Origin of the sequence: Alkaliphilus pronyensis, from assembly GCF_009017275.1 — a bacterium.
Taxonomy (GTDB): Bacteria; Bacillota; Clostridia; order Peptostreptococcales; family Natronincolaceae; genus Alkaliphilus_C; species Alkaliphilus_C pronyensis.
The window spans coordinates 31,711-57,908 of record NZ_WBZC01000040.1 but is presented as its reverse complement, the minus strand read 5'-3'; the positions used below and the strand labels follow the sequence as shown (position 1 = coordinate 57,908).

25 protein-coding genes are annotated in these 26,198 nt (G+C 34.1%); 4 read left to right on the top strand and 21 right to left on the bottom strand.

Going from position 1 to position 26,198, the window contains the following annotated elements:
* Nucleotides 1–78 precede the first annotated feature (78 nt).
* The 9 genes from F8154_RS10875 to F8154_RS10835 all read right to left on the bottom strand — a co-directional run bounded on the left by F8154_RS10875 (nucleotide 79) and on the right by F8154_RS10835 (nucleotide 9,647).
* A complete protein-coding gene (locus F8154_RS10875; protein WP_151861645.1) occupies nucleotides 79–1,602 on the bottom strand; it encodes a solute carrier family 23 protein in 1,524 nt (507 codons plus the stop codon).
* A 310-nt stretch (nucleotides 1,603–1,912) separates the two neighbouring features.
* Complete coding sequence (gene megL / locus F8154_RS10870; RefSeq protein WP_151861644.1) at nucleotides 1,913–3,112, bottom strand: methionine gamma-lyase; 1,200 nt, start codon at nucleotides 3,110–3,112, stop codon at nucleotides 1,913–1,915.
* Between the two features lie 579 nt (nucleotides 3,113–3,691).
* A complete protein-coding gene (locus F8154_RS10865; protein WP_151861643.1) occupies nucleotides 3,692–4,690 on the bottom strand; it encodes an ABC transporter permease in 999 nt (332 codons plus the stop codon).
* Nucleotides 4,690–5,730 (bottom strand): ABC transporter permease, encoded by a 1,041-nt coding sequence (locus F8154_RS10860; RefSeq protein WP_151861642.1) that lies wholly within the window; start codon nucleotides 5,728–5,730, stop codon nucleotides 4,690–4,692. Before F8154_RS10860 ends, F8154_RS10865 begins: the two co-directional genes overlap by 1 nt.
* Entirely contained in the window at nucleotides 5,730–6,584 is an 855-nt protein-coding gene (locus F8154_RS10855) for an ABC transporter ATP-binding protein (RefSeq protein WP_151861641.1), read from the bottom strand. The genes F8154_RS10860 and F8154_RS10855 overlap by 1 nt, the downstream gene beginning before the upstream one ends.
* Before the next feature lie 11 nt (nucleotides 6,585–6,595).
* A complete protein-coding gene (locus F8154_RS10850) occupies nucleotides 6,596–6,919 on the bottom strand; it encodes a transcriptional regulator (protein ID WP_151861640.1) in 324 nt (107 codons plus the stop codon).
* Between the two features lie 4 nt (nucleotides 6,920–6,923).
* Entirely contained in the window at nucleotides 6,924–7,592 is a 669-nt protein-coding gene (locus F8154_RS10845) for a hypothetical protein (protein WP_151861639.1), read from the bottom strand.
* Nucleotides 7,593–7,857: 265 nt separating this feature from the next.
* On the bottom strand, nucleotides 7,858–8,658 hold the full coding sequence (zupT, locus tag F8154_RS10840; protein ID WP_151861647.1) for a zinc transporter ZupT: 801 nt from the start codon (nucleotides 8,656–8,658) through the stop codon (nucleotides 7,858–7,860).
* A gap of 113 nt (nucleotides 8,659–8,771) precedes the next feature.
* Complete coding sequence (locus F8154_RS10835) at nucleotides 8,772–9,647, bottom strand: DUF6671 family protein (RefSeq protein WP_151861638.1); 876 nt, start codon at nucleotides 9,645–9,647, stop codon at nucleotides 8,772–8,774.
* Between the two features lie 308 nt (nucleotides 9,648–9,955).
* Here F8154_RS10835 and F8154_RS10830 point away from each other — a divergent pair, with 308 nt between their 5' ends.
* From F8154_RS10830 to F8154_RS10820, 3 genes are read left to right on the top strand one after another with little or no spacing between them, the layout of a single operon-like run.
* Entirely contained in the window at nucleotides 9,956–10,345 is a 390-nt protein-coding gene (locus tag F8154_RS10830) for a GntR family transcriptional regulator (RefSeq protein WP_151861637.1), read from the top strand.
* The gene (locus F8154_RS10825) at nucleotides 10,338–11,240 is read left to right on the top strand and encodes an ABC transporter ATP-binding protein (RefSeq protein WP_151861636.1); all 903 of its coding nucleotides are present in this window, start codon (nucleotides 10,338–10,340) and stop codon (nucleotides 11,238–11,240) included. The genes F8154_RS10830 and F8154_RS10825 overlap by 8 nt, the downstream gene beginning before the upstream one ends.
* Nucleotides 11,212–13,254, top strand: a complete 2,043-nt coding sequence (locus F8154_RS10820) for a DUF6449 domain-containing protein (protein ID WP_151861635.1) — start codon at nucleotides 11,212–11,214, stop codon at nucleotides 13,252–13,254. Before F8154_RS10825 ends, F8154_RS10820 begins: the two co-directional genes overlap by 29 nt.
* 88 nt (nucleotides 13,255–13,342) lie before the next feature.
* On the opposite strand, the gene F8154_RS10815 is transcribed toward F8154_RS10820, so the two are convergent.
* On the bottom strand, nucleotides 13,343–14,221 hold the full coding sequence (locus tag F8154_RS10815; RefSeq protein ID WP_151861634.1) for an SPL family radical SAM protein: 879 nt from the start codon (nucleotides 14,219–14,221) through the stop codon (nucleotides 13,343–13,345).
* Between the two features lie 115 nt (nucleotides 14,222–14,336).
* The gene (locus F8154_RS10810) at nucleotides 14,337–15,683 is read right to left on the bottom strand and encodes an aminotransferase-like domain-containing protein (RefSeq protein ID WP_151861633.1); all 1,347 of its coding nucleotides are present in this window, start codon (nucleotides 15,681–15,683) and stop codon (nucleotides 14,337–14,339) included.
* 240 nt (nucleotides 15,684–15,923) lie between these two features.
* Here F8154_RS10810 and F8154_RS10805 point away from each other — a divergent pair, with 240 nt between their 5' ends.
* Nucleotides 15,924–17,138 (top strand): aminotransferase class III-fold pyridoxal phosphate-dependent enzyme, encoded by a 1,215-nt coding sequence (locus tag F8154_RS10805; RefSeq protein WP_151861632.1) that lies wholly within the window; start codon nucleotides 15,924–15,926, stop codon nucleotides 17,136–17,138.
* 314 nt (nucleotides 17,139–17,452) lie between these two features.
* Here the strand turns inward: F8154_RS10805 and F8154_RS10800 are convergent, their stop codons facing one another.
* The 10 genes from F8154_RS10800 to F8154_RS10765 form a co-directional block, all read right to left on the bottom strand.
* Nucleotides 17,453–17,881, bottom strand: a complete 429-nt coding sequence (locus tag F8154_RS10800; RefSeq protein ID WP_151861631.1) for a flavodoxin — start codon at nucleotides 17,879–17,881, stop codon at nucleotides 17,453–17,455.
* 207 nt (nucleotides 17,882–18,088) lie between these two features.
* Nucleotides 18,089–18,985, bottom strand: coding sequence for an ACP S-malonyltransferase (fabD, locus tag F8154_RS10795; RefSeq protein WP_151861630.1), 897 nt, complete (start codon nucleotides 18,983–18,985; stop codon nucleotides 18,089–18,091).
* Nucleotides 18,986–19,054: 69 nt separating this feature from the next.
* The gene (locus F8154_RS10790; RefSeq protein WP_151861629.1) at nucleotides 19,055–19,558 is read right to left on the bottom strand and encodes a hypothetical protein; all 504 of its coding nucleotides are present in this window, start codon (nucleotides 19,556–19,558) and stop codon (nucleotides 19,055–19,057) included.
* Nucleotides 19,559–19,598: 40 nt separating this feature from the next.
* On the bottom strand, nucleotides 19,599–19,907 hold the full coding sequence (locus tag F8154_RS10785) for a hypothetical protein (protein ID WP_151861628.1): 309 nt from the start codon (nucleotides 19,905–19,907) through the stop codon (nucleotides 19,599–19,601).
* Nucleotides 19,867–21,330 carry a radical SAM/SPASM domain-containing protein gene (locus F8154_RS10780; protein ID WP_151861627.1) on the bottom strand — a complete coding sequence of 488 codons (1,464 nt, stop codon included), beginning with the start codon at nucleotides 21,328–21,330 and terminating at the stop codon, nucleotides 19,867–19,869. Before F8154_RS10780 ends, F8154_RS10785 begins: the two co-directional genes overlap by 41 nt.
* Nucleotides 21,323–22,744 carry a B12-binding domain-containing radical SAM protein gene (locus tag F8154_RS10775; protein ID WP_151861626.1) on the bottom strand — a complete coding sequence of 474 codons (1,422 nt, stop codon included), beginning with the start codon at nucleotides 22,742–22,744 and terminating at the stop codon, nucleotides 21,323–21,325. The genes F8154_RS10780 and F8154_RS10775 overlap by 8 nt, the downstream gene beginning before the upstream one ends.
* Nucleotides 22,745–23,090: 346 nt before the next feature.
* On the bottom strand, nucleotides 23,091–23,252 hold the full coding sequence (locus F8154_RS15140) for a hypothetical protein (RefSeq protein ID WP_192930256.1): 162 nt from the start codon (nucleotides 23,250–23,252) through the stop codon (nucleotides 23,091–23,093).
* 352 nt (nucleotides 23,253–23,604) lie between these two features.
* The gene (locus F8154_RS15135; protein ID WP_192930255.1) at nucleotides 23,605–23,781 is read right to left on the bottom strand and encodes a hypothetical protein; all 177 of its coding nucleotides are present in this window, start codon (nucleotides 23,779–23,781) and stop codon (nucleotides 23,605–23,607) included.
* Nucleotides 23,782–23,873: 92 nt separating this feature from the next.
* Entirely contained in the window at nucleotides 23,874–25,061 is a 1,188-nt protein-coding gene (locus tag F8154_RS10770) for an ABC transporter permease (protein WP_151861625.1), read from the bottom strand.
* The gene (locus F8154_RS10765) at nucleotides 25,048–26,193 is read right to left on the bottom strand and encodes an ABC transporter permease (protein WP_151861624.1); all 1,146 of its coding nucleotides are present in this window, start codon (nucleotides 26,191–26,193) and stop codon (nucleotides 25,048–25,050) included. Before F8154_RS10765 ends, F8154_RS10770 begins: the two co-directional genes overlap by 14 nt.
* Between the last annotated feature and the right edge of the window lie 5 nt (nucleotides 26,194–26,198).

Here is a 26,198-nt window from a genome sequence, read left to right as displayed (position 1 = left end):
GACTGCCTGTCGCACAAAAATGGAGAAGCATTTATCAATGCTTCCCCACTATACCTAAAACATATTCTTTTATTGAAATTAATCTTGGAAGTCTAGTACTACATCCTCTTCTAGCTTGCCTTCTCTTTCAAGCTTATCCTTAAAGGCATAATTGAAGATAATAAACATAGCACCCATTACTAAATATCCTAAGGCATATTGATAGTCATATAAAAAGCTTAGCTTTGGAGCATGCATAAATCCAGTTGCTGCCAACAAAGCACCAGCTCCAGATGCAATTGCTGCCTTTTTGTAATCGTTATCAAGGATATATACAAGAATAGCTCCCCATATTAATCCCGAGAACATTGCCCCTTGACCTAATGGAACGATACCTGTAGAAATATTATTTACTACATCTCCAGCTGCTTTACCAAATCTAGTCATAATATAGTTTCCAAAGTAAGGGAACATAGCCAACACAATGGCTGGATAGTGCTTTTGCTTAACTGAGCCAAAGGCTTGAGAAATCATGGATATACCAACAAATACAAGAATTGGAGCGATTACAGGCACTGGGATAATCTTGGATACAGCTGCTACTATACCAAAGGTTGAAGCCAGCATAAACATAATACCATTTACTACAGAATAACCTCTTCCTGCACCCATCCATTTTGATCCAATAGATGCAATATAAACAGTTGTTGGGAATACTCCACCAAATAAGCTTCCTATCATAGTACCAACACCGTCAGCCAGCTGTGCTTCTTGAACGTTATAATTGTCTCCAGCTGAAGCCATTGCTTCTACGTTATTCATAGTTTCTATAAAGTTATATATAGAAATAGGAAGTAGAATTGCAAGTAAGCTTAAAAGTGGTCCAGTTAAATATTGTATTCCTTCTATGAAGCCTAAGGTTGGTAATGGAGGATAAAATCCAACTGTGTCAAGACCAGCAGCAATTTGAGAAACGTCTGATTGTCTTAGTGTATAGGCTAAAACTGTACCTATTATGATAGCAAATAAGGAAGCTGGTATTCTAAAGGGCATTGCCTTTTTTGCTATTAAACCAATTAAAATAATTGCTAATACTATCATTCCTATTACAGGCATTTCAAAGGTTCTAAAAAATAATTCTCCCCCAATAAAGGTGAAGGCAACTCCAGCAAGGGCACCAAGCATAGAAGCTCTTGGAAGGTTGTCTCTAACCCATTTACCAATAATACTACCTAATGCTTCTACTGCTCCACCCAAAAGACATGCTGCCATACCTATTTTCCATGCTATCTCTGGGTCACCAGTTAGGTCTAGTGCTGGCTTTAGAACACCAAACAGGTAGATAAACATAACAGGAGTACTAATTCCATAGGACAAAGCTGTTACGTCTGTTCTGTTTTCTTTAATGGCAAGTCTTCCTGCCATACGTGCATAGTAGAGATTTCCTACTAATACCGATATTGCTGCCCCTGGAATAACCCTTCCATAGACTATACTACCAGGATAACCAATTGCGATCATGGTTACAGCAATAAGAACAAAGTTTGCTAAATTGTTTTGGAATAAAGCAAAGAAGCCGTCGATATCTTCCCGTTTAAACCATGGATAAATAATTTTTGTCATAAAACCACTCCACTCCTTTTTTTTAATGTTTCGAATATTTTTGAAACATTAGTTAATTATAAATATACAACTTTTATAGCTACTTTGCCTTTGTACAGATTATACAAACTATTATATCAAAAACAAACAGTAAAATGGTGTTTTATTGATTTAATGGCTGTAACCATGTTATACCAACGGTTTTATTGTTGTATAATTTATATAGTATGTAACCGTTTTCCTCTTTAGGTATTGTTAAAATAAAAACAATCTAATTTGAAAAATAAGCTGATGCAGTGATATTGTACCAGCTTATTTTGCAGCATTCTCTTTATAGTATTGCATCTAAAGCTTCTTTAAGGTCATTAATTATGTCTTCTGGAGTTTCCAATCCAACGGATAATCTAATTAATCCGTCACTTATTCCGCATTTTAATCTTTCTTCTGGAGTGTAGGGTGAATGGGTCATTGATGCTGGATGTTGAATTAGGGTTTCTGCATCTCCTAGACTTACTGCCAGTTGACACAGCTTCACACCATCCATTACTTTTTTACCTTCCTCTAAACCACCTTTAATTTCGAAGGCTATAATAGCACCAGGTAGCTTCATCTGCTTTTTCACAAGGGAGGATTGAGGAAAATCATCAAAGCCAGTAAAATATACTTTGTCTACCGCAGGATGTTGTCGAAGAAATTCCGCAACCTTTACTGCATTATCACAATGCTTATCCATACGCACCTCTAAGGTTTTCATTCCTCTAATAATTAGAAACGCATCAAAGGGACTTAAGCTGGCCCCAGTCATGTCTTTAACCCCAAATAATCGAACTTTACTGATAAACTCCTTTGAGCCAGCTACAAAACCAGCAATAACATCTCCATGTCCATTAAGATACTTAGTTGCAGAATGAATAACTACATCTGCCCCAAGCTCAATAGGCTTTTGTATATATGGAGTGCAAAAAGTATTGTCCACCATTACTAAACACTTTTTGTTTTTATGGGCTATATTACTTATAGCTTCAATATCAGCTATTTCTAAGGTTGGGTTTACAGGAGTTTCTAAGTATACAACCTTAGTATTAGGTCTCATTGCCTCCATAACATTATCGGGATTAGTGGTATCTATAAATGTAACATCAACTCCAAACTTAGTGATTCCATGACTTAGGTAGGCATATGTGCACCCATATAGAGTTTGTGATGCTATAATATGGTCACCAGCTTCAACCGCCGACCAAATGGCAGAGGTAATTGCCCCCATACCGGATGCGACAGATATTGCCTCCTCTGCTCCCTCTAACAGTGCTAGCTTTTCTTCTAATTGAGTATTGGTGGGGTTTCCTAGCCTTGTATAAATATAACCGCATTCTTCACCTGCAAACCTATTTCCACCCTGCTCTGCTGAATCAAATACAAAGGTTGAAGATTGATATATAGGTGTTGCCAATGCTCCAACTTCATTCTTCTTATAGCCTCCATGTATAGCCTTTGTAGCAAATCCCATTACATTTAAGTCCTTTTTATTCATTTAGCTACCTCCTTATAGTTTTTTAATGCGTAGTATGTTTATCTCAGCGGCATTACAAAAACTCCCGCCTCTTAAGAGGGATATAAGTGCCACCAAGCTTTGAAATAAGTGGGACGTTGAAGCTTAAGGTACTGATATTACCATAAAAAATGATGCAAGATTTATATGGATGAAATCGTTTACCTTCATGCATCTAATACTATTATTCTTCATTTTTTCTTAAATTCCTGCAAATTTATTGCATAGACTTTCTTTTGTAATAGGTAATATTAGATAAATCATACCTATTATACCCTGCCTTTTTTAGTATATTCTTTTGTGACCCTTACGCAAAATTAGTTTAAAAAACCTATCAGCTCATAAAAGAACCGATAGGTCATGGGGTTTTATTAAATTATCTGCTTTATATTATATTAAACCTATTGGTCTATGTAGACCAATAGGTTTAATTCTATTCCTGGTGTTTATTATCTTTATTCATTAGCTTTTTAAAAATCTTTAGCTTAAAATAACCTCCAGCTATTACAACAACAGCAATTAAAGCCCACCAGTACCATGCTAAGTTCATTTTTCCACCTCCTATCTTAGATTTAGTTTTTTACCTAGATATTTACTAAATAGTAATAGATAAATACCACTTGTTATAAAGGTTAGTATAGAAGCATTTAAAAAGGTAACTTCCTGTGGAAAGCTGAAATATATATTGCTTAAGGCTTGAAATTGCCAATAGTTAGGAAGCCAGTATAATAAAAAGCTTAATCTGTCTGGTATAAGAAAGGACAGCATTGGGATAGCAACATATAGAGGTGTTAAGAGCTTTATAACTGCTATTGCTGTTAACTGATTTTGTGCAAAAGCCCCTACTATTAAGCCCAATAATGTCGTTAAAAATGATGATAGAATTAATATAATTAATAAATTACTATAATCAATATTAAATGACACCAGTATGATACTACTGCCTATGGCAAGTATAATAGCAATTATATTAGAAAGTATACCCCTTGCCATAATATAGCCTCTAGTTGTCAAGGGAGACACAGCAATTGCATTTATTGCCTTAGATTCCCTTTCAGCAACAATATTAAAGCCAGATATTACCCCGGAAATCATTAGGGTTGTCATAATCATAGCTATTGTTATAAATTCCTTTAAAATTGAACCCCTTTGATCTAGACTTTTATGCTGTACATCAACGTTGCTTTTATTTGACATAATGTTACTTAATACAGCTTTATAGGTATCTATAACCTCTTGTGGCTCATTACCTTCAAATAATAGGGTTAACTTCCCCTCCCCTTCAACAACACCTACAATAGCATCATTTTTTTCAACTCTATTTCTTACTTCATCAATAGAATCGTATTCTTCTACCTCACCATATTCACGTAAATCCATTACAAGCTCCTTCTGAAGACTGTTTTCAACGGCAAATCTAATGCTAGTATCCTCAACTGAAGGAATCAGCATACTTGCCCCAAAGGAAAGCAAAAGGGGAGCAATAAGCATATAAACTAGAATATTATCTCTTAGAGCAGTTGATAAATCTTGAGTTATTATACTAATAATTCTTTTCATTAACGACCCTCCTTCATTAGCTTATTTTCAACTAATAGATGACAAGCAATATAGGCTACTATGGTTAAGGCAACTATAGCCAAGGTTGTGCTAAATAGCTGCTTTCCCGTGGGGAATAATATTTCATTAAAAATCAATAATATAGAATATGATGGTATATATGTCACAAATTTTGGTGAAAAGGCTGGGTAAAGACTAGATATGATAGGAATCATATTAATTACTAGTAGACTTACTCCTATAGCAAACCACTCAGATATATTATTAAAGAATACTCCAACAATTCCACCCAAGAATGTATATAGTGCTGAGCCTAACACTATTGTTAAAGCTAGGTAAAGAAAATTAAAGTCTGTTCCTACTGTTAATAATACTAGTGAAAAACCATAAACTAATCCAACTACAGTAAAAACCAGTGTTTTAGATAAAATATATTGGGATGTATTACCTGGGGAAATCCTATATGCTCTAATGCTACCCTCTTCCTTTTCTTGAAACATGAATAATGCTATATACATAAAGCCCAGTATTAATACCTCGAATACCAGCAATGTAGGTATTGTGGTTAGCTTTTTCGAGATTGGTGGTGCCTGCGGTCTTATAAACTCTAATTGATATGCTTCTTCTGTGTTAGTCCCTGTTAAGGCAGACATTAATCCCTTTAAAGATGCGTCAATAAGCTTTTTCTGCTGTGGATTTATTTTCCCATGATGAACAACCGTAAATCTAGGGCTTTCAAGCGATCCTTCGTAAATTATACCTATACTTTGAGAATTCTCCCGTACCCCTTCTATAACCTCTTCTTCACTTTGGAGTATGTTTTCTTCACTAAGCCCCCCATATAGAAGAGCCTTCTCTAGGGCTTTGTCTTGGCTATTGTCAAATATAAGCCTGTTATCAGTCAATTGAATTTCATCAGGAATTAAAAATCTAACCATACCTATCATTAGAATAAGAGTTACAATTAAAACCCAAAACAATGAGTTTCTTAAGGCAATTATCATATCTTTTTTGAATAGGTTCATTAAACCCTTTAGCATTATGCCAACTCCCTTCCAGTTAGCCTAATAAAGATCTGTTCTAGTGTTGCCTCTTGAGAATGGATTGTTTGAATGTTTTTTGAGTTAACAACCTCATTAAAGCTTTTTCTATCCTTTTCATTATCTAAAAAGAATATTTTTTTAGATATTTCTTTTCCCTCTTGTAATTCTACAAGCACCGATTTCTCGCCATACTGAAGCTTTAAATTACGAGGTGAATCACATGCAACAATTTTACCATCATTAATAAAGGCTACTCTATCACAAAGCTCATCGGCGGCAAACATGTTATGGGTTGTCAATAGTATGGTGCAGCCATCCTCTTGCCTTTTCTTTATCATTGCTTTTATCTTATTGGCGGTTGTAGGGTCTAGTCCAGAGGTAGGCTCATCTAAAAAAAGAATATTTGGATTATTTATTAAAGCCCTTGCAAATACCAACCTTTGCTTCATACCCTTTGAATATGCCCCAGCTTTTTTATTGGCAGAATCAATTAATCCTACTTGATCTAGTAGCTCCATTGGATCTCTTGTTGGCACCTTAAAAAGCCCTGCAAAATATTTAAGATTTTCATAGCCTGTTAATCTCGTGTATAAGTTTGGATGCTCAAAGGAAACTCCAATATTATTGTAAAAGCTGTTATCCAACCGGCTAACACTTCTGCCGTCATAGCTGACTTCCCCCTTTTGAAGCTTTAAAAGACCAATCATAATATTTTGCACAGTACTTTTACCTGCACCACTTGGTCCTAAGAAACCCAGTATCTCACCCTTTTTAATATGAAAGCTAATATCACTAACAGCATACTTTCCCTTACCGGAATAGTCATGATACAATCCTTTAACATTTATCATTTTTTTCCCTCCTAATTGTCCTCTTGATTATTTACTGTTTTGATTAAATCCTCCATCACCTTTAAATATTCCTTTAGTGCCTTTAATCCTTCTGGTGTTAAAGAAACACTGGTTTGGGGTTTGTTATCCTTTATTCTTTTATGAATTTTAATATATTTTACCTCTTCAAGATTCTTAAGCTGAACCGAAAGGTTACCAGATGTAAAGCTTAAGCTTTCCTTTAACTCATTAAACTGAATTTTTTTACCACTATTACTTGCTAAATATGATAAAATCAACAATCTAGCCCTCTCATGAATAACCTTGTCAATATCTACCGCAAACTTATCACCCAATTATTCATTCCTCCTCCCTTTTGGTGGAGAATAGTATAGCTAAGTACATTATTATACATCCAAGCCCAAAGGTTAGTGCTACAATTATAGCTGGGTTTAAAGGGTTTAGGAAAAACAGAGCTATAAATCCAGTTAAAATTAACCAATCACCCATAACAATCATTTCTTTAACATGAAAAACATTTACTAAAGAGTTTGTTAGTAAACCAAATAAAACAGCTAAAAAGGGAGCAATAAAATGATTTAAGTCCTGTTGATTAAAAAAAGTAATAATTAAAACAATAGATATAAAATATGGAATGATAATCATAAGTGTTTGACCTGTATATACTTCCTTAATTAGCTTTACCACTGACATATCTGATTCAACTGATTTTGCAGCCTTTACTATTGTTCTTAGCTTAATAACTACTATTACCAATAGACCTACAATAGCTGCGCCATAAATGAGAAGCTTTAAGCCTGTAGGTGCCAGCTGCCAGGAAGCATATCTGGTTATTATGGTATTTATAAGCAGAGATAGGGAAATAATTAATATACCTGCATACAATAAAACCCATTTCATTGCCCTACTAACAGAAAAATACTTAAAGACATTATTATTTTTCCTTATTGCCTGCTTAATAAAAACTAGGTCATCCACCAGTTTTTCCATTTCAATTTTCTTTGACATTTCAACAACCTCCCTAGTTTATATCGTAAACTTAATTACAGTATAAATTACTTTATAGTATTAGTCAATATTATTATTATAATAACTGTTTAATTTTAAACTGTTTAATTCATATAAAAATAAAAACAACAAAAAACTCCCTTAACGTAGCATATAATAGTAGTTGAGGGAGCCTATTTTTTAATTGTAAAACTATAATAATTCTTGTCAGTATCAGCTTTTTAGTAGTATGATTTTTGTAGACTTTAATATAATATAATACTATTTATGCAAACAATAGTAGACTTAAGGCCATTACCGCCATTCCCGAAATTAAGCCATAAATAGCAATGTGATGCTCACCGTATTTTTCTGCAGTTGGAAGTAGCTCATCTAAAGAGATGTAAACCATGATACCAGCAACACCAGCAAATATAATACCAAACATTGCATCATTAAAGAATCTCATTAGTAGAAAATAACCTAATATTGCTCCAAGTGGCTCCGATAGTCCTGATAAGAAAGAGTATAAAAATGCTTTTCCCTTACTACCTGTTGCATAGTAGATAGGTATAGAAACTGCAATACCTTCGGGAATATTATGTATTGCTATTGCCACAGCAATGCTTATACCAAGAGTAGGATCCTGTACTGCACTGGTAAAGGTTGCTAAACCCTCTGGAAAGTTGTGTATTGCTATTGCTAAGGCCGAAAACAATCCCATTCTTAGTAACTCATGATCCTTAACCTTTTCCTTTTTCATTTCCTTTACATCCCGAATATGATGGGGGTTTTCAGCACTTGGAACAAGTTTATCAATTATAGCTATTAGTGCAATTCCACCGAAGAAGGCAATAGTTGTAACCCAATAGCCCTTAGTAGCTCCATATACAAGCTCCAGTGAATCTCGAGATTTAACAAAAATCTCTACCATTGAAACATAAATCATTACCCCTGCAGAAAATCCCAAAGCCCCTGATAAAAACTTCTTATTCGTTTGCTTTGTGTAAAAGGCTAAAGCACTTCCTATGCCTGTTGATAAGCCTGCAAATAATGTTAGGCTAAAGGCAAATATTATTCTGTTCATGCTTATGTCCATATTGTCTTCTCCTTTTTATAAAATATTAATTTGTTTATTACTACCCAATATATTTTATAGGCAAACAGATAATTACATTAATTTTTTTAGGACTTTTTTCATTAAGGATTGCAAAATTTACACCTTCCTGGGTCAGCTTTTTTAATTCCTTCTGGGTAAAGCTGCTGTTGATTATATCCACATTTTTTACAGCTGTATAAAAGGCTCAAGGTTAAATCTGTAGGTATTCCACACCACCCACAGGGTAAGCCTGCTTTTCTATCCACCAATGTGAATCCTGGCCATAAACATTTGGGACAAAGGTTATATATCTTCTTAACAAGATCCCTTGTTGCTGCCTCTATGTTTTTCATGCGGGTAGGATTATATAGGGCCCTCATATCTGTTTCTATATGTATTACTCCATCAATAGACCCTGATAGGGCTGAATTAACTGCAAGCTCAAGGTCCTTCATTGTTGTTATACCTTTAAATATTTCATCCTCCTTTTTAGAAAGCTCTTTAGTTTTTACAACTACTCCATGCTCTGGAAAACCAGCTTCTATAGCAAACTCATGGGCTTCTTGTAGGCTTTTTACTGGTTTATGATTGAAATTGGTAGCTGTAGTTGCTGCTTCACCAATAAGCTCTAAATCATTTTCTTTGTCAATGAATACAACTATTTCTCTATTAAAGGGTAAAAAGGGGGTTATAGGATGAGGCCCAAAGGAGCCTTCACTTGCTAAGGCTAGGGTTTCTCCTGTTAATTCCATTACAGCCTCTGCCTTATATTTTGCTGTTTCTAATTGATTTCCCCTACGTTCTATATCTCTGGTGAAGGTACCGAACTCATCGGTATTAAAGGCCTCAGGTACAATTATCCTAATTCCAAGCTCCTTTTCCAGTATTGGTGATATTACTGTTTCTTTTTTATGCATGGTTGCTAAAACACCTATGCGGTTTTTAAAAAAGTCCTTTATTATTTCCTCTTTTTCCATTCTATTGTTAAACTCCCTTCTTTAACTAAAAATATATTAATTTACATCATTTGATGGTATGTGCTATATGCTTGATTTACAGCTTTTCTATATTCTTTTTTATTATAAGCATTCTACAGTCTATTTTACAGAATTTATTTATTTTTTATATATTATATCCACATGTAAAATCTATCTAACCGTTGAAATTCACTATTATCATCTCTAACAAAATTTTTTCTTTACAAATTTAAAAATCTGTTGTATAGTAATATTGTATTACATATAATAATACAGTTAGTACGCTTAATACAGAAAGGAGGAAATAAATGTTTGAACTAGACTTGAGAAGTCGACTACCTATTTATGAGCAGTTAATTGAAAAGATGAAGCAGCTAATTATTAGTGAAGTGTTGAAGCCTGATGAACAGCTGCCTTCAGTAAGAGCCTTAGCTCAGCAGCTAACAATTAATCCAAATACAATACAAAAAGCCTATAGAGAGCTTGAAAGAGAAGGCTTCATCTACACTATACAGGGAAAGGGGAATTTTGTGGCATCGGTTATAGAAAGCAAATATACAGAAAAGAAAAATGCACTAAAAAAGGAGTTAATTAAAATTTTGTCGGAGGCTATGTACATAGGTATGTCAAGAGATGAAATATTACAGCTAATATCAAGTGCTGAAAAGATTGTTGGAGGTGACAAAACCCATGATTGAAGTAAAAAATCTAACAAAGGATTTTGATGATATAAAGGCGTTAAAGGGTGTAGATTTATCTGTTAAGGAGGGGTCAATATATGGCTTGCTAGGCTCAAATGGAGCTGGTAAAACTACATTACTTAAAACATTGGCAGGCATATATAAGGAGGATTCAGGAGAGGTAAGGATATTTGGAGAGAGGATTTTTGAAAATCCTACCCTTAAAAATAGGGTTTTATTTATTCCAGATAATATATATTATTTTGCTGGCTATACAATAAATGATATGGCTGAGTTTTATAAAAGCATTTATTCAACCTGGAATCAAGAAAGGTATATGGCTCTGCAAAAAGTATTTAATTTAGACACCAATAAAAAAATTATAAAGCTATCTAAGGGTATGCAAAGACAGGTTGCCATTTGGCTTTGCCTTTCAACAATGCCTAAGGTTATGATTTTAGATGAGCCCCTTGATGGATTAGATTCTGTAATGAGACAGAAGGTTAAGAACCTATTAATACAGGATGTAGCCAATCACCAGCTTACAATAATAGTGTCCTCCCATAATTTAAGGGAGCTGGAGGATCTTTGCGACCATATAGGGATATTACATGAAGGAAGCATAGTGCTGGAAAAGGATATGGATGACATGAAAAGGGATATACATAAGATACAGGTTTCCTTTAAAAATCCACTTTCAAAGGAGATTTATGATAACCTAAGTCTGTTGTATAAGGAACAACGTGGTAGTGTCTACATATTTATTGCAAGGGGTGAAAGAAAGGATTTAGTAAATCATTTTACAGAGTTTGAACCTCTTCTATTGGACATTTTACCTTTGACCTTAGAAGAAATATTTACTTATGAAATGGGGGATGTAGGCTATGCCATTGAAAACATCATTATTAAATAAAGGGATTATAAAAAACGACATTAAAAGACTATATTGGTTTCCTATACTATATACCATAGCCCTATTTTTTGCAGTACCATTACAAATTATTTTAAGGCTAAATCAGTTTAAAGAGACTGTACCCTACAAGCATATATACGGTATTTTAGATTTTACTGGAGGTGGAGTTCAGCATGCATTTATACTTATTGTGCCTGTTCTTCTAGCTCTGTTACTATTTAACTATCTACAGACAAAAAAATCATCAGATATGCTTCACAGTCTTCCAATTAAAAGGAATACCCTTTTTACCAGTCACACTCTAGTTGGTTTTCTGTTCTTAACAGTTCCAGTTATTGCTAATGGTTTTATTACTTGGATAGTTCAAATTATAAATAATCTACATTCATTTTATAGCCTTGAGGATATTTTACTGTGGGCTGCAATTACCATAGTTATGAATATGGTAATCTTTATGATTACTGTTTTTGTTGGAACAGTAACGGGACTTACACTGGTGCAGGGTGTATTAACCTATATAATGCTTTTTCTGCCTATGGGATTACTATTTTTAGTTGTATATAATATGCAGTCGCTTATGTACGGATTTAGCTGGAGATTTAGTTTAGTTTACCAGGATGATTTATTAATGATACTATCACCTTTTTATAGGATAATTGGTCTCTACTCAATGGAGGCTAAAAACCTAATAGGCTACTTAGTGTTAGTATTAGTTTTGTTTATAGGTGGTATGTATTTATATCAAAAAAGAAGGCTAGAAAACAATATGCAGCCCATTGTCTTTAAAAATCTAAGCTATTTGTTTAAATACGGAGTTGCCTTCTCCTTTATGCTTACAGCAGGCATGTACTTTCAGGAGGTTGGTGGAGGCATAGCTTGGATACTATTTGGATATGCTATTGCTTCATTCTTAGGGTATTTTATTGCAGAGGGCATACTGCAAAAATCCTTTAGAATAATTAATAGAAAAACCTTAACATCATATTCTATTTACATGGGGACAGTTATTTTACTTTTAGTGGGAATTAGCTTAGATTTTACAGGGTATGAGAAAAGGCTACCCTCTTCTGATGAAATTAAGGGGGTATGCTTTGCAACCAATTATTACTCCTATCGCCATCAAGAGGATAAATATTTATATAAAGATCCTAAAAACATACAACTAATAAGTAATGCCCATAAAGAAATTATAGGTAACAGAAAAAATATGAAATTCAGTGAAAAGGTCTATGGAGAAAATAGTGGTAACCTATACTTTGTTTATCAGCTGAAAAACGGGAAAAAAATAACAAGGGGCTACGAAGGTATAGACCTATCTCCCTATATGGATAACATAAAAGAAATTAACAGCTCTATTGAATATAAGAAAATGCATTATGATGTATTAAATGTAGATTTAAGTAAAATCGAAAAAATTACCTTTGAATCCCATCATGATAATATAAGCAAAGATTTAGTAATATATGATTCAGATGAAATTGAGGAGCTAACAAAGCTATTACAGGATGAAATAATAAGTTCAAACTATGATGAATTAAGGGATTCTAGAGTATGGGGAGTTGTAGATTTGCTTCTTAAGCCTGAACCTGATGAAAATACCAACATCATAGAAGCAACTAAAAAATACGATAAATATACAAAGGAATTCTACGAAAGTATTGCTGTAACATGGTATAAATCCTTTGATAGTATTGATGAGTGGCTAATGGAAAAGGGTTATTTAGAAGAGGCTAGATTAGTTAAAGATGAAGTTGAATTTATTATGGTAAATGTAGCTGATTCTTATGAGGAGGCCGATAAGATTTTAGCCTCCATGGGGGAAGGCCGCAGCTTAAAAATCACTGATAAGGAAAAAATAGAAATTTCCCTTAAGAACTATGCTAACCATTGGCGGTATGAGGACTCTCCAATTTATGTAGTAGCCTTCTATAATGAAGCTGGTGATAGAATCGACTATGGAAGCTTTTATCAACAGCATGTACCACAGTTTATTAAGGAGTATTTTGAGGATTAAAATATATTAAGAAAAATGACTAAGTTATGAAAGCTTAGTCATTTTTTCTTATATAATAGTTTATTTTTGGTTTTGTCAATAGTAATTGTTAAAAAAGTGAATACATACTTAATTGGTTTGTCTCTATTTTTCTTTCATATGTATTCATATATGAAAATACTTTGTTTGGGTTACAGACTATATTGTGTTTTTTACATTCACTATGTATAATTCTCATTAGTTTATTATGACTTTGGCTGCTGCATACATAGGAATATCCATATTTATCTATATACTTTTTCTTTAAATGTGGAAAGCTTTCATCTAGTTTCTTATAGAAAAACTCACGATTCCCCTCCCTTAGGGTTAGTCCAATTCCAAAGCTTATAATTCCGTAAACCTTTGCTTCTATACAATAGTTTAAAAGACCCCTAATGTTTTCTTCTGTATCATTTATATATGGTAGAAAGGGTGTAAGCCATACAACAGTAGGAATACCATTATCTCTTAATACCTTAAGGGCTTCAAAGCGTTCCTTAGTGGTTGACACCTTTGGCTCTACTATTTTGCATAGGTCTTCATCATAGGTTGTAAGTGTAAATTCAACAACACATTTAGAATGATTATTTATGGATTTTAATAAATCAATATCTCTTAAAACTCTTGTGGATTTTGTTTGTATTGCAAGTCCAAAGCCATGCTTATTAATTACTTCTAAGCATCTTCTTGTATACTCCAGATCTTCTTCAAGCTCTATATAAGGATCTCCCATTGCCCCTGTACTTATCATGGCTTTTTTTCGTCTTTTCATTAGCTCCACCTCAAGTATTTGTGGAGCATTTTTCTTTACTTCAATATCCTCAAAATCATGCTTCATTTGATAGCAGTTGCTTCTACTATCACAATAGATACATCCATGGGTGCAACCACGATATATATTCATTCCGTTTTTTGCTGAAAGAATGGTTTTATACTCTTTATAATGCATATAGCTCTTCCCTTCAATAGCTTCTTGCTTATATTAATGATTATATTAATATTTTAACATTCAAAACACGACATATGTATGTCATATTTAACAACACATATTGATAAAAAAACTGTTAATTAATATTCATTGCTTTTATTATTGTAGCTAATGAATCTAAGTTGTCATAATCAACACCTGATATACAAAGCCTAATGTAATCATTTTGAGTTTTATTCTTCTCCAGCCAGCCACCTGAAAAGAACTCTGACCCATTACTTACTTTAATACCCATATCAGCAAGCTTCTTTTGAAGGGCTATATCTTTAATATCCTTCGGTAGCTGAAGCCATATGAATATTCCGTAATCAGGAATATGGTAGTATAAGCCTTCGGGACATAGGGCTTTAAAAATTTCAGCTGCTTTTTTTAGCTTATCCTCATAGGATTTCCTAACTCTGTTAACATGCTTTTTGTACATTCCAGATTTTATAAATATATCTAAAGCTGCCTGCGGAATACTAGAAGTGTTTAAGTCACTTATATGCTTAAGGGCCAATACTTTTTTGTGAAGATAATCAGGAAGAATAGCTGCCCCCAACCTTATTCCTGGCATAAAGGTTTTTGAGAAGCTACGAATATATGCGGTTCTATTGTTTATATCATAATAATGAATAGGTAGAGCTTTTTTTCTTGAGCCTAAATCTGCTAAATAATCATCCTCTATTACAAGTACATTGTATTTGTTTGCAAGCTCAGCCACCTTCCTTTTATCCACCTCACTTAAAAGGTATCCAGTTGGGTTATGATGTCTAGGTATAGTATAAAAGGCTTTTACTTCCCCCAATTTAAAAACCCTCTCCATTTCCATAAAATCATATCCAGCTATTGATCTTTCTATTCCCACAATTTCTATACCAAGCTTGCTTGCCATAGCTAATACTAGATTATATGTTGGTGCTTCTACCAATAGCTTACCTTTAGTATTTAAGAAAACAGATTGAAGAACCAGAGCTATCGCCTGTTGTGCACCATGGGTAATAATAATACCGTCGGCAGATGTATATATTCCATCCCCCTCAAACTCACCCTTCAATGTAGCCCTTAGAGATTGTAGACCATCAGCCCTTTCGTATCCAAAGAGATTATTTTTATATGTATCTACTGCCCTATTTATAGCATGGGTAAACTCTCTATATGGAATAAGCTTCTCATCAGGTACAACACTTTTAAAATCTACTAAACCAGCTTTGCTGCTTGGGGCTTCTTCAGTTTCTACCAAGTAAAACCCACCCCTTGGAATACTATAAACCCTATACTGGCTTTCAAGCTGCTTGTAAGCTTTGTTTATAGTTATTTTATTAATTGATAGCTTTCGAGATAACTCTCTACAGCTTGGTAGCCGTTGACCTTTCTTTATTCTACCTTTTTTGATCTCATCAAGAATGTATTCTCTTACTTTACTCATTTTATTATTCAACATGGCTTATCCCCCACATAGTTTTGTAGTAGTACAGATTAAAAATAATGGATTTGTACTACCTATTATAGCATTATATACTTATTATATAAAGAAAACTTAGTTCAGATGGAGTTTTAACTCCAAGTGAACTCTAGTTGCCCTTATTTCGAAGCTTGGTGGCACTTATCTCCTGCTTTAGAAGCGGGAGTGTTAGTAACGCCGCTGAGATAAAGTGAACTTAGTTCAGATGGAGGTTAGAATATGAGGAAAAATAGTGACAGACGATTAAAAATGTTTGAAGAACCAGAGGCTTCCTTAACAATCACAAAGACTTTAGGAACTAAAATTACTACTAAGGAATACGGAGAATTAATTGATTTTCAATCGGGGTGCTGGGCAGCAATTATAGGACATAATAGAAGGGAAATAACAGATGCTATAAAAGAAAATGTAGATATACTAATGCATACCCATCAATTTTTTGATACAGGTCATCCCACTGCTTTAATTAAGAAATTAGAAGAGGCTGCTAATCTTAAGTCCAGCTATAAGGGTGCTTTTTTATCCTCAGGTAGTGAGGCTGTTTCTTTAGCCGTAAAACTGTCGGAGATTATTACAGGCAGGAGAATGAAGCTATCTTTATCTATTTCATATCATGGAGCTACAGCAGATTTACGACTACCAAGGGATCAACAGTTATGGACTGACCTTGATGTAGCCCAGTGTTTAAGCTGTAGTAAAAATATTGATTGCAGAGAGTGTGGAAATTTCAGTTATATAGACTTCACACATTTCGCTTCATTTGTCTTTGAGGCTGGAAACTCAGGAGGTCTTGTCCTTTGTCCACCTCAAAAGCTTATTGCTTATCTAGCTGAGGAGGTGAGGGCTGCTGGTGGTTATGTAGTGGCTAACGAAGTTACCACAGGTTTTGGAAGAACAGGAAAGTGGTTTGGTTTTCAGCACTATGATTATTTTAACAATAGCAACACCTCCCCTGATTTTATTGCACTAGGTAAAGGCTTAGGTAATGGGTACCCCATAAGTGGACTGTTGGTTATTTCAGGGCTGGCTAGTATCCTTGAGGAAACAGGCTTTCGATATGTACAATCCCATATAGATGACCCACTAGGATGTATTATAGCTAGAAGTGTTATTGAGATAATCAAAAAGGAAGGACTTATAGATATTGGTAATGAAACTGGTAATTATTTAAGAGGAAAGCTAATGGAGGTATACGAATTAGTAGGTGGAATAAAGGAAATTCGTGGCAGAGGAATGATGAACATTGTTGTTTTGGAGGATAATTGTAGTGCTAAAGAGGTTTTTAAACATCTTTTAGAGTATGGAGTGTTTACTGGTTATTCTGAAGCATATAACTATATTCACCTATATCCACCCCTAACTTTGAAAACCAATGAAGTAGACCACCTTGCTGAAAGTCTACAGATTATTCTATCGGAAAGAATAGTTAGATAAATTACTACTTGTATATGTATACAGCCCTGTCTTTGGGAGACAAAAGCTTCAAGCTTTACATCTATAGCTTAGATATTAGTCATAAATGCAATGTTCATGATTCTATTCTCATTTGTACTTTTATGTCATATGATAATCGATGTCAATATCTTAAGAGTATATTATCTCTATAGATATAGATTTTTAATTTATTCGAAATTAAAACAGTGGCATAATATCCACTGTTTTATTATTAATGGTTTTTTAAACTACTCATTTATTACTGTGAGATATGACATAAGACTAGACTATGTATAATAATCTATCACTTGTACTTATAACAATGATTTTGCGAAGGCCTCTATTTTATCTAGGTTGTCATCCACTTCGCCATCAACCTTTAAGCCTTCAACAATTACTTTTGCACCGCAGTCAGATGCTTTCTCAATAATTAAATTTACTGCTTCACAATATACATCTGCAAAGCCTACACTGTCACCACAACCAAAAACAGCAACATTTTTTCCACTTAGAAGATCACTGCTCATGTTATCATAGTAGGGAGCGAAGTCATCTTGAAACTCTCCATAGCCCCATGTAGATGATCCAAATAAAACTAAATCAGCAGATTCAATCATAGCATCCTTTGCATCAACAACATTTGATACAGTTACATTGCAATCAGTCATATGATCTTTAATTAGGTTTGCAACCTTTTCAGTGTTTCCAGTTGTACTTCCAAAAATAATTGATACATTTTTCATTATTACAGCCCTCCATTTGATATTGATTATAAAAATAACCATATATAATAACTAAGTATGTATATATGGTTTTAAACACCTTGTTTCGTTAATCAATATTTGATATTGATTATCATTACTATTTAATTGTAATGGTGGTTTCGTTATTTGTCAAGAGATTTTAATAGATGGCTGTAATAAATAATAGACTACGATAATGTCACTCAGCTAATTGGCAACATATTTTATATATTCTTCCTCTGTTAGTACTAATGGGTCAGCATCCCTCATTATTGCCTTTACGATTCTATTAAGGGTGTTTCCTGGCCCTATTTGAATAATATTTACATCACCTTTTCCCATAAAAAATCTAATGGTATCAATCCATTTTACTGAATGGGTTATTTGCTTAACTAGATTATCCTTAATGTCACACTGCTTATATGGTCTAGCATTAATATTGGCTATTACTGGTATTTTTATATTGGAAAATGTAAATCCATTAAGAAATTCACTAAACAGCCTACTTGACTTAAGCATATATCTTGAATGAAAAGCACCACTCACATTTAGTGCTGTATAGGAAAATGCTCCAGCCTGTTTAAATATTACCTCTGCTTTATAGATGTCTTCCTTTTTTCCTGCAATAACAAGCTGTGATGGCGTATTATAATTGGCTATATCAATATTTAAGGATTTATTTTCACTTAATAGCTCCTTTACAATCTCCTCTGATAAGCCGACAATTGCCGCCATTCCTCCATCCGATTCCTGTGCCATTAGCTCTCCCCTCTTTATTACTAGCCTTAAACCTGTTTCAAAATCCATTGCACCAGCAGCTAAAAGTGCATTATATTCTCCTAAGCTATGTCCTGCCAAAAAGCTTGGCATTTGATTATTATCTTTAATCCTCTTGAAATAGGATAAGGCATTTACTATATATAATGCTGGTTGAGTATAATTAGTTTTGTCTAGTAATTTATGGGGATCATTAATACACAGGTCTTTAATTGAGTAACCCAAGATGCTATCTGCAATCTCGGTTAACTGCTTAAACTCATCAAAAATCTCCTTTCCCATGCCTAAATGCTGGGAGCCTTGTCCTGGAAAAACGTATACTAGCATACCTCTTCACCCTTTTTTATTTTTTAAGTTCAGCAAAACAACAATTATGTTTATTTTCACTAAATTACTCTACCTATATAGTTCATAATCCTCTACTTCCCCTTCACCGATGTATAGTGTCCAAACAATCTGATGAACATTTTTACTATATCCGTGCCTAATAAATGCTTCTGGTAAAAAGCCTAGTTTTATCAGCATTATCATAGAAGTCTCATTAAAATCCTCTGTACTGGCTATAACCTTTCTAAATCCTTTTTCTGGATTTAAGGAATTGTATGCTGTTCGTGCAAGACTGGCAGCCACAGCTCCATAGCTTATATTTTTCTTAAGAATTATTTGTGTCATGTTTACATGGAAGCCATTATCAGTATAAAAAATCAATCCAATTGCTTTATTATCCTTAACAGCAACAAAGCCCTTTTCTATACCCTTCTCTAGCCTAATTCTTAAGGCCTCTTCTTTATAGTATTCTAAGAAGAGCTGTTGATTCTCCCAGGTTTCATAGTATTCATATATCAGCCTTGATAATTCTTCAGCATCCTTTGCCTCTGCCCCTCTAATTTGATATTCCATAATACACCCCTTTTCCTTCATCCACTTAATCTAACCAGCCTTATATTATGTCCTCGTCATCCTTCCATAGAAAGTTTTTCTTTATATTAATAATGTTACAGCTCTTTAACTCCATGAGGGCCTTTAGAATTGTTTCATCGTCATACTGATGTTGAAGCTTTTCATTTATACTTTGGCGGGAATGCTCCTCCTCTGTGATAAGCCTCCAAACCTCCATCTCACATCTTGTAAGGAATATTTCTCTTTTAGGTGCATTTAGAAGGATTTTTATATAGCTTTCTTCGTCAAACCAAAATATACTCATTGGCTCAACTACAGTGCTTAAAGAAAAATCGTTGTATTCTTCCATCCTCCACCTCTACCTCCTTTTTGTCTTGGTTTTGTGTAATTACTTCTAAATACTTAAATAAATTATTATAATATTTGGTAATCATTTCACACATTAGGTCCGGCTCATTGGTGGCTTTTACCCTTGCTCTACAACCACCTCCACAGTAATAACGAAAATCACATTCCCTACATTGCTGATGGTTGTCTACTGAAAAAACATCCTTATTCCATTTTCTTGCTTTTTGATACAATGTTGGTAGATCATCCTCTATAAAGCAGTTTCCAACTCGTGCCTCTGGATATACCTTCATAGTAGCACAGGGAAAAACATCACCGTTTTCTATAATACATAGCTTTGTTATACCAGCTTCGCAATTTTGCTTCTTAGCTGTATCCAACAGGTCATAATATAGTGCAAAGGTTTCATCTATTAAAAGTTTTTTGAAGCCTTCACGATTCACTTCACTAATTATTGTGTTATTCTTTTCTACCATATCAAAGAAGATGTCCTGGCTTTTCTTGAAAAGCTCATTTCTTTCATCTTCCTCCATCCCCCTGTAATACTCTGGTAGCCTCACTTGATTTAAGTGGATAAAATCCAGCTTATATTTATAGCCCACTTCTACTAAATACTCCATTTCATCGATATTGTTTTGTAATGGGGTAAAGGATATACCAATTTTTTTCTTATCTCTATCACTATGGTGATATAGGTATTTAAGCAAGCTAAAAACCTTTGCAAAATTACCTTTTCCTCCAACTAAATCATGGGTTTCTTCCTTTACACCATCTAATTTTACTTGAATAATGTCTGCGTTTTTAATCATTTCATCAACATAGTCAAAGTTTGGAAAGCTTGCTGTTGTTTTAACCTTTATTACCCAGTTTGAAGCAGACCTTGCTTTACTAAGTATATGGGGAAACTGTGGATGTAGTAAGGGTTCCCCTCCAGCTATGGTTAAAAAACTAACTCCCAGTGCTTTGGCTTCTGACAGTAGCTTGTCCAAGTTTTCTACTGGAAAAAAACTTGTTTTTTCAGTTAATTTGGAGGCTTGATAGAGTTCAATGCCGTCAGAAGTAATCTGTAGCCATAATTCATTTAACCCATACTCCATCAGCTCTTTAACAATCTTAATCTTTTCATTGTTTAAAACCTCTAATTCCAACTCCATAAATCCACATTTCACCATATCCTCTATGAAGTATTTTACATCCTCGTATATCTCCTTTTCTGGCAAGCTGTTATTTTCAGCAATGGTTTTTATTAAATCTGCAAATGAACAGGGTTTATTTTCTAAGTATTTATAAATCCATAGGCCAGTTACAGAGGTTCTAACCCAATTTAAGCTATTAGGGTTTAAAAATACAACCATCCCATTATCATACTCAATTATTTTTATTGGTGATGACACTACTTTTATATTAATATTTTCATTAAACACTTTCTGCTAAGCCTCCCTTCAAGCTATCAATATAGCATTCTCTTATTTCCTCAACCTCACTCAAGCTTCTTCCTGACAGCTTTGGATAATTAGTTTTATGTCTTTGATGGCTATAGTAAAAATAAGCCTTTCTCAAATCATTAAGGGTGACTCCATCAATTTCACATATTGGTGTAGACAAATCATATTTTTGCATATCTTTAACCTTTATCTTTAATCCATATTTTTCATTCTCCTCCATTATTTCAGTACCTGGGAAGGGAGTTGTGACACCTAATACAGCACTTCCAAAGCCTTCCTTCTCTATGACATCAGCAAGAATGATGGTTTCTTCAATTGTTTCAAGGGTTTCATTGGGTAGTCCTATAATAAAGGAGCATTCAGCCTGTATATCGTGCTTTTTGGTAAGCTGTAAAGCCGTATATATGTCCTCCAAAGTTACTTTTTTTCCTATTGTATCTAATATTCTTTGAGAAGCACTTTCAATCCCAAAGTGAATTGAGTTGCAGCCAGCCTTCTTTAGCATTATAAGAAGTTCTTCATCAATCATGTCTACTCTGCTTTTACAGGACCATGAAAATAGTACTTCGTTAGATAAGGATATTAGATAGTTACAGAAACGCTTTGCTCGTGCTTTATTGGCTAAAAGGGTATCATCAAAAAAAGCAATCTTACCGAACTTATATTTTTTATAGTAATAATATACCATTGAAAATACCCATTCCGATGAGTTGAATCTGTACTTTGATCCTGATAGTGCCTTTGAGGCACAAAATATACATTTAGAAGGGCAGCCCCTTGAAGTCACCATAGATAACATCCGTGATAAATACTCAGAGCTAAACTTCCATTCTGTAAAATCGGGAAAGGGCAGGATGTCAAGGTTAGTTATCATTGATAGGCTTTCCATTGTTTTTGCTTCTTTTTCCCCTTTAACATCGACTTTAGAGGTAACACCTGCAATGTTGTTGGCGGGAAAGCCAGTGGGGTTTTTTATATGCTCAAGAAGAGATGCAATTTTTGACTCCCCCTCACCCTTTACAATAAAATCAATATTTGGGTTTTTTATTAACTCCGAAGCATAAAAGGAGGCATGGGGACCACCTAATACAACCTTTGTTTCACTAAAAGCCCTTTTAACTAAAGAAGCTATTTCTAAGCACTCTGCCTCATTTTCAGTATATACAGTTATACCAACCATTAATGGATTTGATGACAAGGAACGTAAATACTCTATAAACTGCTTTCTACTGAAATCTTCGAAAAACAAGTCACATACCCCAACACTGTAGCCATGGATTTTTAAAACAGCTGACAATGAAAGTATACCAATTGGAGGCAGCTTATATCGACTTCGTTGAGCTATTCTGGATTCCTTTGAAGTGCTTCCTCCTATTAAAATTATGTCCTTCATTTAAACTACATCCTTTCCTTGTGCCTTTAGCACATATTTTTAAGGGTACTATATAGCAAACCATTGTTTTATAATTGGTTTCATAGCATATACATATATTGAAAAGTACTATGTAGTTGTGTATAATTAATCTTAATAATAAGCAATAATGAATAATATGTTACAATTCTGTTAGTTAATATATATTAGTGTATATAATTTAACAACAATAGTTTTAATTGGTTTACCACCTTTAGACATATGATTCCCAAGAGCATCTTAATTCTAGGATATGTCTAAAGGCGGCACCAATTAGTTTGTTATCCAACTACTGCTGTTGCACTGGCTTTACCATATGCCTCAGCTCCTACACCTGCGATCCAACTACAGCTGTTGCAACGGCTGTAGAAGCCCCAGTTGCTACTGCTGATGCTACAGGCTTACCATGTGCTTCAGCTCCTACACTTGTGCTCATTCCGTTAGTGCTTTGAATAGAGATGGATCTTGGAGAAATGTATATCCCCTTCATATCTTCACCCCCTTCCTTAGTTTATTTAATCTATTATAAATTTAATAGATTACTAAATTCTCTTGTGTGGCAAACCATTGTATAATTGTTTTATAGGTCTATTAAAAAATACTATGTAGCTGTATATATTTAATCTTAATTATAAATAATAGCAATAAATGTGTTACAATTTTGTTTAGGTAATACATATATATAAAGTAGATATAATTTAGCTTCAAAAGCTTTAATTGGTTTACCACCTTTAGGTATATGATTCCCATGGGCATCTTAATTTTAGGATATTCCTAAAGGTGGTACCAATTAGTCTGTCATCCAACTACTGCTGTTGTACCAGCTTTACCAAATGCCTCAGCTAATAGGGTTGAACTCCAACTGCTGCTGTTGCAACAGCTGTAGAAGCTCCAGTTGAAACACCTGTTACAGCCGCTGTTGTAATTGTCTTTCCAGGTGCCTCAGCCCCTACACTTGTGCTCATGCCATTGGCGCTTTCAATAGAGATAGACCTAGGAGAGATGTATATACCCTTCATATCTTCACCTCCTTTCTTAATTAATTTAATCTATTATTGTTTAATAGATTACTAAAATCCGTTTATAGCTACAGACATAGTGAGCATAATAGCTACTCTAGTAATAGGGATTCTTTTATTTTAGATATTAGCATCGTTACAACCAGTGCTGCTATTCCAAAGGATAAAACCATTAGCATCTGTTGAAAAATAGGCATTAAACCATCAATAGTAATGACTGAAACAGACTGTATTTGGTCATTTGCCTTTACAAACCAATAGGTCGGCATAAATCTAGCAATTTTTAAAATGCTAGTCCCAAGCATTTCTTGGGGTGTAAAAACTCCAGTTAATGAGGACATTAAAATCACTAAAATAGTAGCTATACCCTGAAAGGTTTCTTTACTTTTTATGTTGCTGGCAACTAAAAAGCTTATAGAAAGTGCTGTTAAGGTTAGTACAAATGAGTTTATTCCATAAAGAAGCCCATTTATGGTAGCCATTTTTCCACCATATAAAGCAAAGCTAGATAAAATCCCCAATACCCAACAAAGCACTGCAAAGGTTAAGTTCCCTAATAGTAGCTGAAGATTACTATTGGTGTCGGAAATTGGTGAGCACTTGTTTCTTTTAACTAGTTCGGGCTTATTAAAGGCCAGCATGGTTATCCCTACCCCTATCATCAAAACATAAAGAAGATAAAAGGCCATTAAATTGTAATGGGATGCCATATTATCCCCATCATTAAAGACAAAGCCACTATTTTCAACCTCAACAGTAACGTTTTTTGAAAGATCATTTTTTAAATAACTTACTATATCGGCAGAACTAACCTCTTCCATATGGGCTATATATAAGCGTCCTCTATTTAAATACCTATCTATATACATTTTTGCATATTGTGCATTTGCTGAGTCTGGTATCGACATTACTTCTATAGATGGATTTTCTCCTTCGAGATAGGCTTCTGTAAAGCCTTTTGGTATTCTTATTATTGAATCAACCTTTTTGAAAAAGAGAGATTCTTGAAGCTTTTCAGGATCATCCTCCACTGGTATTATTTCTGAGTATTGTGATATATAATTCTTCAAACCATCAACTAGTACAGTGTTTTCACCATTTTTCTCTGTATCATAGCTTATGAAGGCCAGCTTTGTTTTAACTGCTTCAAAGGAAGCATTTTGGCTTCTAGTACCTATATAGCTATAAAAAACCGATAAACTCAGAAACACAACCATAAACATTATCAATACCGGTAGGTTACTTTTCATTATTTTAAAATATCCTTTAAATATTGACATATCTAACCCTCCTTACGATTAAATATGTACCTCCACTAAATATAACTGTAAAGAGAAGCATAATAGAAATGTTGATAAAAAACCGTGAATAACCCTCAAAGTAATATAGGCTGAATAGGGCATCATTTATAAGATTTATAGGATTAATGTATCCTAATACTGGTAGCCTAGTCATAACTGCATACTTCACTTCGGCTGATACTGTCAAAACATAGCCAACAGATATTAATGAAGCTAAAATAGCAATTTTTATGTCCTCACTTTTCTTCACAATAGCTCCTATAAAGGTGCCAAAGGTAATACCCATAATACTTCCAATAAGCATTGTAAATATAATAAATACAACTTGATATCCAAAGTCTACCCCCAAAGCAAATGTGTAGTATAATAGCTGTAATAATGCAAAAATGAACTGTACTAGCCATGCAGCAAATGTGTCGGCAATGAAGACCTTAAACTTATGTATAGGGGATAGATTTAGCCTTGCCCCTACAGCTGATAAATCTGCTTGACTGTTATTTATGACAGCTAAGCCCCAATAGGCACCATACATACAGGACATTGCTATTAGTGAATAAAACATTAGTACTACAGAGTCTGAATTTGCCTCGTTTAAAGACCTATCCTTAAGATAATCTACATTATTTGCTAGGCTCTCTATAAGGCCTTCATCTATAGCTGAGGGGTTTTGGACTGCTATGGTTTCAACAGTTGATTGTATTTGAATATAATCCTCTAAAACAGCCTTTATAATGCTTTGATTTAAGCCAGAGTCATTAACTATAAGCTTAATATCTTCAGCTACTTTTACATATCCATCAATCTCATCATTCTCCAGCATTTCTTCTGCTTTCTGTAATGGTGTTATGCTTATATTGAAAATTGAGTTGCCTTCTGCTTCATTTGATCCCCCCAAAGAATAAATAAAGCTTTTAAAGCCCTGGTTATTATGAAATTCCTCATTATCTACAACTGCTACTTTTACATCTATGTGCTTATCTGGGCTAAGGATATTGACCAACGTAAAATTAAACAATGTGGCAAGTAGAATTGGTAGCATAAATGCCCAAAATATGCCTGCTTTATTTCTACTTAAGGATTTTAATCTATATTTAAAAATATGAAAAAACATTTTGG